14 protein-coding genes are annotated in these 14,440 nt (G+C 66.7%); 5 read left to right on the forward strand and 9 right to left on the reverse strand.

Annotated features, from left to right (window positions below; genetic code table 11):
- Nucleotides 1-133 precede the first annotated feature (133 nt).
- Nucleotides 134-418 (forward strand): hypothetical protein, encoded by a 285-nt coding sequence (locus tag OG558_RS03725; RefSeq protein WP_405068955.1) that lies wholly within the window; start codon nucleotides 134-136, stop codon nucleotides 416-418.
- 323 nt (nucleotides 419-741) lie between these two features.
- On the opposite strand, the gene OG558_RS03730 is transcribed toward OG558_RS03725, so the two are convergent.
- From OG558_RS03730 to OG558_RS03745, 4 genes are all read right to left on the reverse strand, one after another.
- A complete protein-coding gene (locus OG558_RS03730; RefSeq protein WP_405068956.1) occupies nucleotides 742-1,257 on the reverse strand; it encodes a DUF1269 domain-containing protein in 516 nt (171 codons plus the stop codon).
- Between the two features lie 26 nt (nucleotides 1,258-1,283).
- Nucleotides 1,284-3,662, reverse strand: a complete 2,379-nt coding sequence (locus OG558_RS03735) for an arylsulfatase (protein WP_405068957.1) — start codon at nucleotides 3,660-3,662, stop codon at nucleotides 1,284-1,286.
- A 181-nt stretch (nucleotides 3,663-3,843) separates the two neighbouring features.
- Nucleotides 3,844-5,283 (reverse strand): DUF2252 domain-containing protein, encoded by a 1,440-nt coding sequence (locus OG558_RS03740; protein WP_405068959.1) that lies wholly within the window; start codon nucleotides 5,281-5,283, stop codon nucleotides 3,844-3,846.
- A gap of 244 nt (nucleotides 5,284-5,527) precedes the next feature.
- Nucleotides 5,528-6,127, reverse strand: a complete 600-nt coding sequence (locus OG558_RS03745) for a GAP family protein (RefSeq protein WP_405068960.1) — start codon at nucleotides 6,125-6,127, stop codon at nucleotides 5,528-5,530.
- A gap of 476 nt (nucleotides 6,128-6,603) precedes the next feature.
- Here OG558_RS03745 and OG558_RS03750 point away from each other — a divergent pair, with 476 nt between their 5' ends.
- Nucleotides 6,604-6,960 (forward strand): carboxymuconolactone decarboxylase family protein, encoded by a 357-nt coding sequence (locus OG558_RS03750; protein WP_405068961.1) that lies wholly within the window; start codon nucleotides 6,604-6,606, stop codon nucleotides 6,958-6,960.
- Here OG558_RS03750 and OG558_RS03755 read toward each other — a convergent pair.
- From OG558_RS03755 to OG558_RS03765, 3 genes are all read right to left on the reverse strand, one after another.
- Nucleotides 6,957-9,206, reverse strand: coding sequence for a LuxR C-terminal-related transcriptional regulator (locus tag OG558_RS03755; RefSeq protein ID WP_405068962.1), 2,250 nt, complete (start codon nucleotides 9,204-9,206; stop codon nucleotides 6,957-6,959). The two genes, OG558_RS03750 and OG558_RS03755, sit on opposite strands and share 4 nt — an antisense overlap.
- A 213-nt stretch (nucleotides 9,207-9,419) precedes the next feature.
- Nucleotides 9,420-9,704: a hypothetical protein gene (locus tag OG558_RS03760; RefSeq protein WP_405068963.1), complete on the reverse strand. Its 285-nt coding sequence runs from the start codon at nucleotides 9,702-9,704 to the stop codon at nucleotides 9,420-9,422.
- A 60-nt stretch (nucleotides 9,705-9,764) separates the two neighbouring features.
- A complete protein-coding gene (locus OG558_RS03765; RefSeq protein WP_405068964.1) occupies nucleotides 9,765-10,094 on the reverse strand; it encodes a carboxymuconolactone decarboxylase family protein in 330 nt (109 codons plus the stop codon).
- Between the two features lie 244 nt (nucleotides 10,095-10,338).
- On the opposite strand from OG558_RS03765, the gene OG558_RS03770 reads away from it, so the two are divergent.
- The 3 genes from OG558_RS03770 to OG558_RS03780 all read left to right on the forward strand — a co-directional run bounded on the left by OG558_RS03770 (nucleotide 10,339) and on the right by OG558_RS03780 (nucleotide 13,115).
- Nucleotides 10,339-10,770: a hypothetical protein gene (locus tag OG558_RS03770; RefSeq protein ID WP_405068965.1), complete on the forward strand. Its 432-nt coding sequence runs from the start codon at nucleotides 10,339-10,341 to the stop codon at nucleotides 10,768-10,770.
- Nucleotides 10,771-10,989: 219 nt separating this feature from the next.
- On the forward strand, nucleotides 10,990-12,189 hold the full coding sequence (locus OG558_RS03775) for an AI-2E family transporter (protein ID WP_405068966.1): 1,200 nt from the start codon (nucleotides 10,990-10,992) through the stop codon (nucleotides 12,187-12,189).
- Entirely contained in the window at nucleotides 12,186-13,115 is a 930-nt protein-coding gene (locus tag OG558_RS03780; RefSeq protein WP_405068967.1) for a YhjD/YihY/BrkB family envelope integrity protein, read from the forward strand. The genes OG558_RS03775 and OG558_RS03780 overlap by 4 nt, the downstream gene beginning before the upstream one ends.
- A gap of 184 nt (nucleotides 13,116-13,299) precedes the next feature.
- Here the strand turns inward: OG558_RS03780 and OG558_RS03785 are convergent, their stop codons facing one another.
- Complete coding sequence (locus tag OG558_RS03785) at nucleotides 13,300-13,962, reverse strand: alkyl sulfatase C-terminal domain-containing protein (protein ID WP_405072107.1); 663 nt, start codon at nucleotides 13,960-13,962, stop codon at nucleotides 13,300-13,302.
- Nucleotides 13,914-14,339, reverse strand: coding sequence for a hypothetical protein (locus OG558_RS03790; RefSeq protein WP_405068968.1), 426 nt, complete (start codon nucleotides 14,337-14,339; stop codon nucleotides 13,914-13,916). The genes OG558_RS03785 and OG558_RS03790 overlap by 49 nt, the downstream gene beginning before the upstream one ends.
- Nucleotides 14,340-14,440 lie beyond the last annotated feature (101 nt).

Here is a 14,440-nt window from a genome sequence, read left to right on the forward strand (position 1 = left end):
CGAAAATCGCCCACAGGACCCGCTGCGGCCCGGATCATTTCGCAGCGGCCGACTACCCACTGCGGATAATGCGCTTGGCGCGGTGGCGCGGCGACGCTGGATGTCAAGAGTCTCCGACGCCGAGGTGGCAGCAATGACCAGTTGGGTCTACGAGGTCCAGATCGTCGGCCAACTCAGTCCCAGCGTCCTGTCCGAACTCGACGCCGAGGTCGGGAAGGTCTTCACGACGACTGTGCCGGTCACCACACTGATCCGGGCAAGGACTCCTGACCAGTCCGCGCTGGTGGGGCTGCTGGACCTGCTCCACGCTCTCGGCCTCAAGGTCGTCGCGCTGCGTCAGGTGGCCGACACCGACGAAGGCCGCGAGACGGAGATCCAGGCATTGTCGCCGGGACCTCGACCCGTGCGGTCGACATGATCTGCGAGGCCCTGGTCACCGGTCGGATCGGACCACTCACGACCTCGGCGCTCCCCGATGGGGCCCTGACTACGGCCCGCCCCGCAACAACGCTGCTGTTGATCGTGAGCGCGGAGCCTCCCCGGGTCGCAGACCTCGCTCGTCGGCTCGACAGTCTCAACGTCGAGATCATTTCCCTACGCTGCCGCGAGATCACAGGCTGACGTCGGGCTTCGCACCCGGCCGGCCGGCGCAGCCGCGGCCCACGGCGCCGCTCGCGCAATCGGCGCCGTGGCCTGTGCGGTCCGGCGTTGCCGGTTGTCCGCCCGTTGTTCGACCAAGCATCAGCCGCCGGCTTCGGCCATCTTGCGTTCGGCGTCGGCCAGGGCGCTCTTGAGGGCCTTCACGTGATGACCGTCCGCCTCGCCTACCACGTGTTTGATCGCTCGCGTCACCGCGGGCTCGACCACCCCTGCAGCCTTGTGCGGGTATGCCAGGATCAGACCGGCGCCGCCGATGGGAATCGTCTCCCCGGCCTGCTCTTCGATCTGTTTGCTCGACTTCTTGTGCAAGAGCTTTCCGCCGACTGCGCCCACGGCTGCTCCGATCGCGGTCGCCGCCAGCAGCGGCGGTGCGAAGAGACCGACTGCGAATCCCACGGCGGCCAGCCCGGCGGCGCCCTCCTCGACCATGTGGTCGGACTGCTCGACCGTGACGTTGCCCTCGAGGTCCTTGCTCACCACGACGGCGCCCCACAGGCGCTCGCCGCAGTTCAGGGCCGCCTCGTAATCCTCCTGTGCTGCATCAACCGACAGGTACCCCCCGATGAGCACATCGGTGGTCTCGTCATCGAACCCCATGGCAGTCCTCCTTGCGGTGCCGTGCGTCACCCGGACAGGCCGTGCGCGGCCTGTCCGTGCTGTTCAGAAGCGTGGATGGTCATCTCGTCATCGGCGGACAGATGCGGTTTGATGTCGAACACAACCTTCTTGACCGTCCCGGTGAACGCGAACGGCTTCTCGCTCTCGTAACTGAGGTCGACGACGCCGCCGTTGTCTCTGCCGATATCCATGCCCGAATAGCCGGAGAACCGGATCGGCACGGTGTGATCCATCCGTCCCTTGCCGACCGGTCGGCCGTCGACGAACAAGGTCACATCGCCGCCGGTCGCCGGCTGTGCACCGTCGGCCTCGAACTCCATGCGGACCGTCACCTCGCCGGTGGGCATTGCCTCGTCAGCGACCTGTTTGAAAACCGACACGCCCATCATCGAGTAGGTATGCGTGAGCTTGCCGTCCTTCACATAAAGGGTGAAGCCGCCGAGGTGGTCCGCTTCAGCGACGATCACACCTTCGGCCCCACCCTCGGGCACGATCAGGTCGGCCTGGATCGCGTAGGAATGGTTGTAGATCCGCGGGATCATCCCGGACATCACGTTCTGCACGTCGCCCCGGAACTCGAACGTCGTCTGTTCCGGCAACGGTGGCAGCATCCCGAAGAAGGTCGACAGCGTCGCGAGCAGTGGCAGGACCTTGTACTGCTCGGCCTCCTGCCAGAACAGCTCCTTGAGCTCGCGCACCTTGTCCGGGTGCTCACCGGCCAGATCCTTCGCCTGGGTGAAGTCGTCCGGCAAGTAGTACAGCTCGGTGGGCCCCGCGTCCGGATCCCACACGTCGGGGGCGTAGGGCCTGAGCGCGTCGGGAGTGATCACCCACGGAATGCGCTCGGTTTTCATCGCCAGCCACCAGCCGTCCTTGTACATCGCCCGGTTGCCGATGGTTTCGAAGTACTGCTGCGATCGATGCTCAGGCGCAGCCTCGTCGGTCATCGACGCGGCGAACGAGGTCCCGTGCATCGGCGCCTGCTCGATCCCGTCAACGGTCCGCGGCAGCGGGATCCCCGTCACGTCGAGAACCAGCGGTGCGATGTCGATCACGTGAGCGAACTGCGAGCGCATGCCGCCACGATCGGTGATGCGGTCCGGCCAGTGCAGCACCAAGGGGTTGCGCGTCCCGCCCAGGTGTGAGCCGACCTGCTTACCCCACTTGAACGGCGTATTTCCCGCCCACGCCCAGGCCGCCGCGTAGTGCGGCGCCATCATCGACGTACTCCAGGCGTCGACTCCGCCGTACCGCTCGGACAGCTGCAGCTGCATCTCGTCAGTGAGCGGGATGCCGTTCTGCATCGTCAGCTCGTTGAACGAGCCGGTGACAGTCCCTTCCATGCTGGCGCCGTTGTCACCCCAGATCCAGATGATCAGCGTGTTGTCGAGCTCGCCCAGTTCGTCGATCGCGTCGATCACCCGCCCGACGTTGTGGTCGGCGTTCTCCGAGTAGCCGGCGTACACCTCCATCTGGCGGGCGTAGAACGGCTTCAACTTGTCCGGTACGTCGTCCCACGCCGGGAACGCCGGGTCCCGGGGCGTCAGTTCGGCGTCGGGTGGAATGACCCCGAGTTCCTTCTGCCGCGCAAAGGTCTGCTCGCGCAACTGGTCCCAGCCTTGGTCGAACTGGCCCTTGTATCGGTCGGCCCACTCCTTCGCGACATGGTGTGGAGCGTGACTGCAGCCCGTCGAGAAATAAGCGAAGAAGGGCTTGGAAGCATCCTGACCGCGGACGGCGTGCAGCCATTCGATGGTCCTGTCCGCCATGGCGTCCGGGAAGTAGTACGGATTCTCCTCGTCGTAGAACTCGGGCGGCGTACCGATGATCTTCTGGTTCTCCGCCAAGCACGGGTCATACTGGCTGGCCCCGCCACCGAGGAACCCGTAGAAATAGTCGAATCCCCAACCGTTCGGCCACCGGTCGAGCGGCCCGGCCGGGCCTTGTTGCCCGTCGGGCGTCAGGTGCCACTTGCCGAACGCCGCCGTGCTGTACCCGTTCTCCCGCAGGATCCGGGGCAACGGCGCGCAGTCACGAGGCAACGTGGCTGAGTAACCGGGAAAGCCGCCGGCGAACTCACCGACGGAACCGAACCCGACGGCGTGGTTGTTCCGCCCGGTCAGCAAGGCTGCCCGAGTGGGCGAGCACAGCGCCGTGACGTGCATCCGGTTGTAGCGCAAACCGCCGTCGGCCATGCGCGTGAAGTTCGGCGTCCGGATCGGGCCGCCGAACGTGCTCGGGTTGCCGAACCCGGCATCGTCGATCAGCACGAGCAGAACATTCGGGGCGTCGTCGGGTGCGGTCGGATGCCCGATCAGGTTCCAGTCCGGCTGGGAGCCGGCCAACGTCCGGTTGGCCACTCCCGCGAACGTCGGTCGCCTCATCGGAAGGCTGGTGCGATCTACTTCAGCCAATGTCCTCGCCGCCCTTGCTTTGTGTGGCTGCCGGAGCCACATTCGACCGTGACCCGCGCCTGCTGCTCCTTTTCACGATGGTGTCGGCCGCTTCGGTTGGCATTACCCTGAGTGGGTAATAGCGTCAGCGTCGGCTGACCTCCTCCGCGTCTCAGACGCCTTCGAGTGCCTGGAGTTTGCCGGACCGGATCGCGGTCACGAATTCGTCGTAGTCACGGTCGTTCTGGTCGGCGTAGCGCCGCGAGAAGTCGGTAATCGCCAGGTCGAACGCGTCCGAGTCGCCGAGGTACGCGTTGATGGCGATCGGGTCTCCGGATCGTGCATGTGCCCGGGCCAGCGTCCAACCGCAGGTTTGTGCGTAGAAGGCGAGGCCCGTCGGTGACATGGCCTCGACGTCTGCCGAGCCCTTCATGTCGCGCAACTGCCGCCAGTAGAAGTGGCGTGAAACATCCGCTCCCTTCGTCCAGCCGAGGAAGATGTCGCTGGCGGCCTGCATCATCCGTTGCCCTTGCACGACCCGTTCACCGGCCTGCCTGAAGCGGCTCTTCGGCAGGTGGTCCTCGAGCACCGACGCAGTGGCCTCCTTGACCTGCAGGAACAGCGGGTCTTGTCCGTCCCTGCCCTGGAGCAGTCCGATAAACGCCCGGGTTCCGACACTGCCGACGCCGACGACCTTCCGGGCCAGATCGACCAGCTCGTACCGCTCCAGCAGCTGACGCCGGTCGTTCTGCAAGGTTTGCCGGTAGGCGCGGAACTGGTCATGGAGCGCCTTGCCCACTGCCTCCGGCGCCAGCCCGTAGTCGGTGGCGGCCAGGTCGCGCAGCGGCACCACGATCGGCGGCTGGCTGACAATCCGGTACTTCCCGTCGACCAGCTCGGCGAGCTTGGACAACGCCTGCAAGCTGTCCCGGGTCCGGGCCTTGCCGAAGGTCTTCTTTGCGCGCTTGACGTCCTTCTTCGACTTCTTGCCCTTCTCCTGCGAGCGTGCGGACGCGAGGATGTCCGCTTCGTCGAGGTGCGCGTACCAAATGTCCAGGGTGCGCATCTGCGCGAAGTCGACCATCGCCTCGCGATACGCCGCCACCGATGCGGTGGTCACATCCCGGACCTCGGCCTTCCGGAAGCCGTTGTTGCGGGCTGCGATGGTGAAGCTCGCCGCCATCCGCTTCACGTCGTACTCGAATGGTCCGGGCAGCGTCTCGTCGAAGTCGTTGACGTCGAACATCAGCCGGCGCTCGGGGGAAGCGAACCCTCCGAAGTTGGACAGGTGCGCGTCGCCGCACAGCTGTACGGTCAACCCGGCCCTCGGCGTGTCCTTCAGGTCGGCGGCCATGATCTTGGCCGCGCCACGGTAGAACGTGAACGGCGACACCATCATCCGGCCGTGGCGCACCGGCACCAGGTCCTGCTCACGCGTCAGGTTCTGGTCCTCCAGCAGGGCGACCGGGTCGGGGCGGTGCGCCGCCGGCTCCCATCCCGCATGGCTGGACGGAGGCGTCCGGTAGCCGGCGTCCTTGCCCAGGGCCCGGCGATCGTCGACGCTCGGATGCTCGATCGTCGCGGTCATCGACCTCTCTCTTGTCGTGGTCATCGACCTCTCCTCCTCGAAGTGGGAAACTGTGGCGGCCCGGCCCGCTGGTGGGCTCGGGCAATCGAATGGTTGACCCCCTACTCTCGAGAGCGTGCGTCAAGCCTGCGGGCGGCACCGCCTGGGCGCCTCGTCCTCAACGGGTAATCGCGCTCGCCCTCGCCGTCCCGGACACGCCGTGACCGCTGTCCGGCAGGCAGGGCTCGGGCCGGACTAGGCCAAACGGAGTAAGGGCATGCACCGACGCTCAGCCCGCGAGGCGGATGAGAGCCTGGGCGAGAAGCACCAGACCGATCACCATGAACAGTGCGCTCACCACGGCCCTGCTGTTCTGCTCCAGCCACTCCCGTAGACCGTCCAACGAGGGTCGGAGTCGGTCCCTCGCGACCAGGTAGGAGAGCACGGGGAGGGCCACGGTGCTGGTCCCGATGACGGTGAAGACGGCGATCGCGGCAACCTGCTCAACAGTCTTCCCTGACGTGCCGCCGATCATTGTCCCGGCCACCGCACAGATCGTCAGGTTCTTCGGATTCAACGCCGAGAGCACCACTCCCAAGCCCGCGGCCCTGACCCGGGACAAGGAGTCGAGCGCATTCATCCAACGGGGACGTGTCGTCACAGCCGGCGACCTCGCCCGCCGCAACCACCCGCGAATCCCCAGGAGCAGTAGGAGCAGACCCAACCACAAGAGAATCCAGTCGGTCGCCGACGGAGACGTGTCCGAGCGTGCTTCGACCCCGGATGTCGAGGTGGCAAGGGTGAACACCGTCGTCACTCCGGCGATTCCGGCTGTCCAACCAAGCAAGAACCCCAGCCCGGTGTCCGTCGAACGCCGTGCCAGGAGCATCAACAACGTCGCGATGACCGGAACCGGGCTAAGCGCAACTGCAACCGCCAATGGAAACGGATCAACGACCAACCCGCCCACCCCCTCGACGACGACTGCCGCTCGCCGAGCCCGCTGAGCCGCAGCCACAACTCCTCGGCGAACTACTGGTGGGTGGGCGACCGCCGGCGCCGTCTGTTCCGCTCGTCAACATGTGACCTGGCGAGGTCTGGTGAAATCATCCCTCAGGACGGCCTGCGGACGGTGCCTTGGGGCGAAGATCGACGTCCTACGTGCCATGGTCTGAGGACCCCTGAGCCCGGAACCCACGATTCGTGGGTTCGGGTGGGATTCACATCATGTGCGTGATGCGGGTGATGTCTGGTCTGCCGTTCAATGGCTTGAGCACAGCTTCCCAACAGATCTGTCGCCGCGATGCCTGCCAGAGAAGCCTTCCGGTGAGCTGACCGGCCCGTGACGCGGAAGGATGAGCGGTCTTGGACTACACCGAGCGGCTGCGGCGTCTTGCCATCAACGATGCATCCTTGGTTGATGGCGGCGAGGACACGGCTGTCGCCGCGCTGCTGGATCCCGTTCTCGATCCGAGGACGAGGGCGTTGGTGCGCTTGGCCGCGCTGGTCGCAGTCGGCGGGGCTGTTCCGTCCTTCGGCGCACAGGCGGATGCCGCGGTGAACGCGGGAGCGACGGCTGAGGAGATCGTCGACGTCCTGTTCAGCGTCGTCCCCGTCACCGGATTGCCGCGTGCCGTTGCCGCCGGACCGAAACTGGCGCTGGCGTTGGGTTACGACACCACCGAGGAGCTGGAACAGCAACCGGTCGGTGACAAGGCCTAGGCTCCCAGCAACCCGATCGCGGTGGCCTGTTGCACTGCTGCGTTGCGGGACGAGACGCCCAGTTTTCGGTAGATCGAGGCGACCTCCGAGCTCACGGTGTTGCGGGTGACGAACAGCCGCTGGCCGATCTCGCCGATGGTGAGGTGCGTTTGCAGGTAGGGCAGCAGCCGCAGTTCGGCCGGCGTCAGCGGTGATACGCCGGCCGCCCCGGCCTGGGGGCTCGAGGTGACGATCCCGCGGAAGTCAGAGACCTCGTCGACCAGTGCGCCCAGAGCCGGCCGACGGAGCAGGATGTCGTCGATCTCACGGAGCAGGTGACGAGCGGTCGTGGCGTCACCGGTGATCCAGTACACCTTCGCGAGCTGGAGCCGTCCACGCACCGCGAGGAACGGCAGCGCGAACGTGCACGACGGGCGTGCCCGCATCGCCTGGGTGAGCTGTCGATCCGCCTCGATCAGGTCTCCGCGGTGCACGGCGAGTCGCGCTGCCTCGGCAAACGCGATCACGCTTGCGGCGTAGTCCTGCATCCGATGCTCGTCGATGACCGCGAGAGCCCTCTCGACATGGTCGGCCGCGGTGGCCCACTGCCCGCGATCCATCGCCACCAGCGCCAGCTCCGACTCGCCGTCGATGATCGTGTCGGTATTGCCGAGTGCAGCCCCAGCGGCGGATGCGTCCGCGAACAGCGCGCATGCCTGGTCGACGCCGCCGGCGAGCAGCTGGGCGTGAGCGGACAGCAGCAGCGCGGTGTCGCGCCACGGGCTCCACGGCGGCTCCTGGGCGACGGCGAAGTTCGCGTCGACCATCAGTTGCTCCGGGCCTGCGGCACACATGACCGCCCGCAGCATGGCCCGCGCCGAGTCGAACGACGCCGTGCCGTCCGCCGGCACCAGATCGAACGAAGCGGCCTCCACGATGGCCGCCCAGCGTTGTGCTTCGGTGGTTCGGCCCGTCAGCGAGGTGATCCAGCCGGCGAGCACTGCGAGCGGTGGGTACGCCGAGATGGCCGCGTCTCCCAGCGCGGACAGCCAGCGCTCAACTGTCGAGATCTGGCCGGCGCTGTAGATCGGCTGCACGAGCTCTGTCACCAGCCGGACACAGCGATCTCGCTCGAAAGTGTTCAGCAAGTGCTCGAGTGCGAGCACCTGGGATCCGTGCGACTCGAACCAATCGGCGGCGCGCAGATGCAGCTTGATCACGACCTCGGGCTCGATCCTGCGCAGCTCACCGAGAAGGAACTCCCGGAACAAGGCGTGATAGCGGAACCACGATCGCCCCCGGTCGAGGGGTACCAGGAACGAGTTGGTGGCCTCGATCGCACGCAACTGCCGCTGACTCCCCGTTCGTCCGAGCAGCGCGTCGCACAGCGGGGCGTGGAGCTGATCGAGTACGGCCGTACGCCGCAGGAACGTCTGGGTGCTCTCCGGCAGCTGACTGAGCGACTCGCGGTACAGGTAGTCGGCCACATACCGGTCCTCACCGGACACCGCCATCGCCTGCCCCGGGCTGTCACGCGCGATCGCGGCCGCGAGGTAGAGGCCTGCCGGCCAGCCCTCGGTCCGCTCCGTCACCGCGGCCGCCAGCTCGGGAGAGATCTCGACATCGACAGCAGCGAAGATCTGCTCGGCACCCGCAGCGTCCAGCGCCAGCTCCCTCGCGCCGAGGTCGATCGCGTCCGCGGAGGTCCGCAGCCGTGGCAGGTGAGGTTGCTCGGAACGACTCGTGGCGACCAACTGTGATCCTCTGGGGATCCCCGAGATCACGACGCCCAGTACGTCGTGACAGGCCGACGACCGGAGTTCGTGCAGGTCGTCCAGCAGCAGCACGAACGGTGCCGGGCTGGTTCTCAACACCGACGCGAGGCGCGGCGCTGCCCGGCCCAGAGGCGATACGCCGGGGCTGCGCATGTCGGCGAGCAGGTCGGCCTCGGTCGGCGAGACCCGGGCGTAAGCGGTCGCCAGCACGGAGAGCAGGACCGCGGGATCATCGTCGAAGCGGTCAAGAGACACCCAGACGACGCGACGATCCTCCGCACGGGCCCACTGAGCCAGCAACGTCGACTTGCCGTATCCCGCCGACGCGGTGACGCCGACCACGCGGCATTGACTCGCGCGGGCCGTCGCAATGAGGCCGGCGCGACTCACCGAGCCCGGGCGAGGCCGCGGGACCGCCAATTTGGCGTCCAGCAGCAGCCGATCGAGCCCACCGATCGCCGGCGCCGCTCCCTCCGATTCTCCGCTCATCATGCGTGGCCGGTGAAGGCCTGCCCCGGTCTGAGGTGGGGAAGGCGCGCGCCGCTCACCGAAGTTCGCCTAGACGTTCAGTGAGGGCATCGATGCGTGGTGTCGTTGCCAAGCCGCTGTTGCAGGCGACGTTCCCCCGACCGACGTTGTCAACCACGATCGCCACGACATTCGGCGCACCTGTCACCAGTCACCTCCGAACCGGGCCGAGACGCCCTACCCTGTCTCGCTCAGAACGTAGCCACAGGCGCCGCGCATCGACTCATCCGCGCAGGGTGATTCGTCGGCTCGCAGGATGGCGCGCACCTGCCACGCGATCGTTGCCACCAGCAACCCAATACCGATCACGAGCTCAACAACGACGGCCGCGTCCGACCGGCGGTCGAGTGGCAGAACGTAGTACAGAGCGACCAAGGCCGCCGCCGTGACCGCAGCGCGAAGCAGGCCTCGCACGATGAGCCACCAGCGCCTGCCCGGTGTCAGATCCTCGGCAGGAGCCATTTGCCCACCCTCACTCTGTGTCATGGCGTTGCCTCAGCCGCTCCGGGGCGCGGCCTAGGTCTAATCGTCGCCTTGCTCCTCGAGCGCGGCGACCTCGATGGCGACGTCGAGCGCGTCGACGATCCGCGCCGTCGCCGCGGCGATCCGCGCCGTACCCACGATCGGTGCGATCGCGGCCAGCACGCCGCTGATCTGCTCGGCATCAGCGCCAACCTCGGCGGCCGCACCGAGGTTCAGCAGATACGAGATCGGCGCCGCGTCGACCGCGACCAGAGCCGCGATACGGACCAGCATCAGCGTTTGTGGATCGAGGCTCGACGCGTCGAGCGAATCTGCGGTCATCCGCGCGAGCAGGTCGAGGACCGGGCTCTCGGAAGTGGAATCGGACATGGTGCATCCCCTCGTTCGCAGTGCGGTGTCTGGAGCGTTGCAGCTCCGATTCCACCCGGAAAGCGCAGCCGCCGCATCGTCCACATCGCATGAAAGCGGTCGGTACGGATTTCACACGATGAGAGTGATTCCAGCCCGGCGTTCCGGCGGTGGGATTGACCCAAGTCAGCCTCGCGCCTTGCCGACCGAGGCGGCGTCAGCGTTGTCGCCGTCCGTCGTGGCGCCCCGTGAAGGAGAGTCCGCAATGGCAGAGCAGACAGCCCCTGGTTACGGATCCGCCGGCCAGGTTCAGGAGAAGAGCAGTTGGGCGGTGGGATTCATCCTGTTCGCCGGCATCATGATGATCGTGGCCGGCGGCTTCCAGGCGTTCATGGGCTTGGTCGCGCTCTTCGAGAACGAGTTCTACGTCGCGACCCGCAACTACCTGTTCCAGTTCGACGCCACGGCTTGGGGCTGGATCCACTTGCCCGGCGGTCTGCTCGTGGTGGGCGCCGGCTTCGCGGTGATGGCCGGCAAGACCTGGGGGCGAGTCATCGGCATCATCTTGGCGGTGCTCAGCCTGCTGGCCAACTTCGCCTTCATCCCGTACTACCCGTTCTGGTCGCTGACCATCATCGCGGTCGACATCTTCGTCATCTGGGCATTGGTTGCCCATGGCCGCGACGTCACCGCCTGATCACCGGGCCAGTCTCGAGTCGGCACCCGTGAACCTCGTGTGGCTGTCTCGTCCTTGTCCTCGTCCCTGTCACCGTCATCGCCTGGATCGCGACCTTTCCCGTCAGGCTGCGGGTCTGATCAGCCAGGTTTCACGCGATCGGCGTGATGCATGGCCGCCTCACCAGCTGAACGATGGCAGTGCGGAGAACCACCGTGCCTGGACAGACAGGAGCATCAGATGACCAGCGCGCCGATCTCGGTACGCGACGCCTACGAGCGAGCCCGTCCGTTCGCCCTGACGATCCTGGTCGGTGCCGCCGCTTTCGCGATCGCACTGGCCGGCGCGCGATCCATCGCCGGAATCATCGGACCGGCGTTTCTCGCCCTGGTCATCACGATCACCCTCCATCCCATCCGGATCCGGCTCGAACGGCATCCCCGGATCCCGGGATGGGTCGCGTCGATCCTCATGGTGATCGCCGCCTACCTACTGCTGCTCCTCCTCACCCTTGCCCTGGTGGTGTCGGTCGCACAACTGGCCGCGCTGATCCCTCAGTACAGCACTCAGATCACCGACGCGGTCGCGAACGCGGGCGACGCGCTACGGAACCTCGGCGTCCAGCAGGACCAGATCAATGCGGTCGTGAACGCGGTCGACCCCGGACAGCTCGTCGACCTCGCGATGTCGGTACTTTCGAGCACGCTCGGCGTCCTCAGCAACCTCTTCTTCCTGCTCACCGTCCTGCTCTTCATGGCCTTCGATACCGACTCGACCCGCCGCGGTCTCGCCATGCTTCGCGACCGCTTCCCCAATCCCGTGGGTGCGCTCGACAACTTCGCGCTCGGGACCCGCAACTACATGGGAGTCTCGGCAAGCTTCGGACTCATCGTCGCGGTTCTCGACGGGTTGGCCCTGTGGATCATGGGCGTCCCCGGCGCCTTCGTGTGGGCCGTGCTCGCGTTCGTCACCAACTTCATCCCCAACATCGGCTTCATCATCGGAGTGATCCCGCCGGCCCTCATCGCACTGCTGGACGGTGGGCCAGGGCTGATGATCGCGGTCATCGTCGTCTACAGCGTGATCAACTTCCTGATCCAGTCCGTCATCCAGCCGCGCGTCGTCGGCGACGCGGTGGGGCTGACTCCCACCTTGACCTTCATGTCGCTGGTGTTCTGGACCTGGGTCATCGGCCCGCTCGGCGCGCTGCTCGCCGTACCACTGAGCCTGCTCACCAAAGCACTCCTGGTCGAAGCCGACCCCCGCACCCGCTGGGCACTGCCACTGATCTCCGGCAAGACGGACCCGGCCGACACGCCGGAGCCGTCCCCGAACCAACCGGACGAGCCCGGGCCGCCACCGAAGCACCTCGCAGGTGCCCGGGATGGACTGGCGCCATCACCTGCAGATGACGAGAGCAGCCGACCGGACCTGCCGTGACGGATGCGGATCGGCACACCGGAGCCGGGTCGGCCGAGGCCGAAGCCAAGGCAAGAGCGGAGGCTGCTCTCACCAGGTTGCCGCCGCGACTGCGACAGGCGGTCGTGTGGTTGCTTTCGCGGTGGCCAGGCCGGATCGCCGTCGCCGGTGCCCGGGTCAGCCTCCGCGTCGACATCTTCGACCGGTCGATGACGATCGCGGCACAGACCTTCAGTTCGCTCTTTCCGATCCTGATCTTGTTCGCCACCTGGGCGGACGCCGGCGACACGCACGACGTCGGCGATGCTGTGCACATGCCGGCGGAGTCCCGGTCGGTTCTCGACGATGCGGTCCGCGGAGCCGACGGCGCCGCGTTCGGTGTCACCGGCACGTTGATCGTGCTCGTCTCCGCGACCAGCCTGTCGCGGGCACTGACCCGCGCGTTCGCCCTGACCTGGGATCTGCCGCGACCACGGAGCAGGCTGAGCTGGGCGTGGCGATGGCTGGCCGCAGTCGTCACGCTGACACTGTCCCTCATCGTGGTTCGCGCCCTCAGCGGGCCCGCCGGCGGGCTACCGCCGCCACGGCTCTGGCAATGGGCATTGGCTTTCACCTGTGATTTCGCCGTTGCATTGTTCGTGCCTTGGGTATTGCTCTCAGGAACCGTCCGGCTGCGGCTGCTCGCACCGGGGGCGGTGGTCTTCGCGACCGTGATGCTGGCGGTTCGTCCGGTCTCGGCTGCGTGGCTCCCGCGGGCTCTCGAGGAGAGCGCGCATCGGTACGGATCGATCGGCGTGGCCTTCACCTACCTGGCATGGATGTACGTCGCGTCATTCTGCTTCCTGGCGGCGTCTGTTGTCGGTCATGTGATCGCGACCGACGGCGGATCGCTCGGTCAGTGGATTCAAGGGACAGCTTCAGGCAGACCTGCTGCCGGCAGCGACTGATGCGCGATCGGTCCTTGCTCGGCGATCTGCCGGCCGGCTGTGACGGTCGGCCCCCCACAGCCGGCCTGGTGCTCCACATCATCAAGCCGACGGGCCGGCCGCACATCATGCGATCAAGGCGAAGACCGCCGTTCGCGTGCTCGTTCCCGAACGCACCAATCCGGCTCCCCGCTGGGTCGAGAAGCTACGGCGTCACGATCGCGAAGTTCTTGTCACCTGGGTCGAGGAGGGCGGTGAGGCGACCAAGGACGTCGGGGTCACCTCTGAGCTCGATGCCCGAGGCTGCGAGGCCCTCGGCCGACAGGCCACCCAGGGCAATGGCGGGAAGCGCGCGCAGCGTAGTGGTCAGCGTGGCGTCGGCCTCGCCTTTCTGAGGGCGGGCGCTGTAGGTGAGTACGCCGTTGGCGAGCCGCAGCCGGTAGCGCTCGTCGACGTCGGTCAGTACGACGTCAATGCTGAGCTTCACGTCCCACGCCTTCGGGCCGTCGATCTGGATAGCGATCGCGTCGAAGAGCATCGCCGGTGTGAGCTGCCCGATGACGTCCGGGGAAGTCGTCTCCGTCGGCGTACCGAACTCGCCCTCGCGCAACTCGGTGGCGGCGGAGAGATAGAAGTCGCGCCAGGTGCCGTTCTCCGCGCCGTACCCGAGCTGCTCGTAGGTGTCGGCGAGTAGCGCACCACCAGCCGCGTGGTCCGGCTGGGCGAACACGACGTGGTTGAGGAGCTCCGCGGCCCAGCGGTAGTCGCCGGCGTCGAAAGCCATCCGTGCCTTGTCGACGACGACATCGGCGCCGCCGATCACGTCGACGTACCGCTTGGCCTTCTCGACCGGCGGGTGCTCCCACAGGTGGACAGGATTGCCGTCGTACCACCCGTGTCGAAGACGACAACCCCGTCGTCACCCTCGACGATCGTCGTGTTCGACAGGTCCATGCCGCGCACCTGGTAGATGCCCTCGACGACCTCGAAGAGACCGTCGATCGCGACAAGTTTCGACTGACGCCACAAGCTCGGATGCACCGTGTCCGGAGCATCACCCTGGAGGAAGTCGTAGGTCGAGTTGTCCCACAACACGGTGCCGTCCCCAGCCAGGACAGGATCCTCGATCGAGGCGATCAGACCGCGATTCGCGTCCTCGAAGTCCTGGGTGTCCGAGAAAGGCAGGGACGCGAGTACGTCGCGGTGCTGGTGACGGATGGCGGCGCTGGCATCCCGAGAAGTCATCGGCATCCCCCAAGTCTTGAATCGGCTCCCCGAGGCAGGCATCACCCTGAGCGGATGACCATCGCCGCCGCCAGGAGCCCCTCGTCCAGGAAGAGCCCGCG

It is taken from the genome of Kribbella sp. NBC_01510 (genome assembly GCF_045040325.1).
Lineage (GTDB): Bacteria > Actinomycetota > Actinomycetes > Propionibacteriales > Kribbellaceae > Kribbella.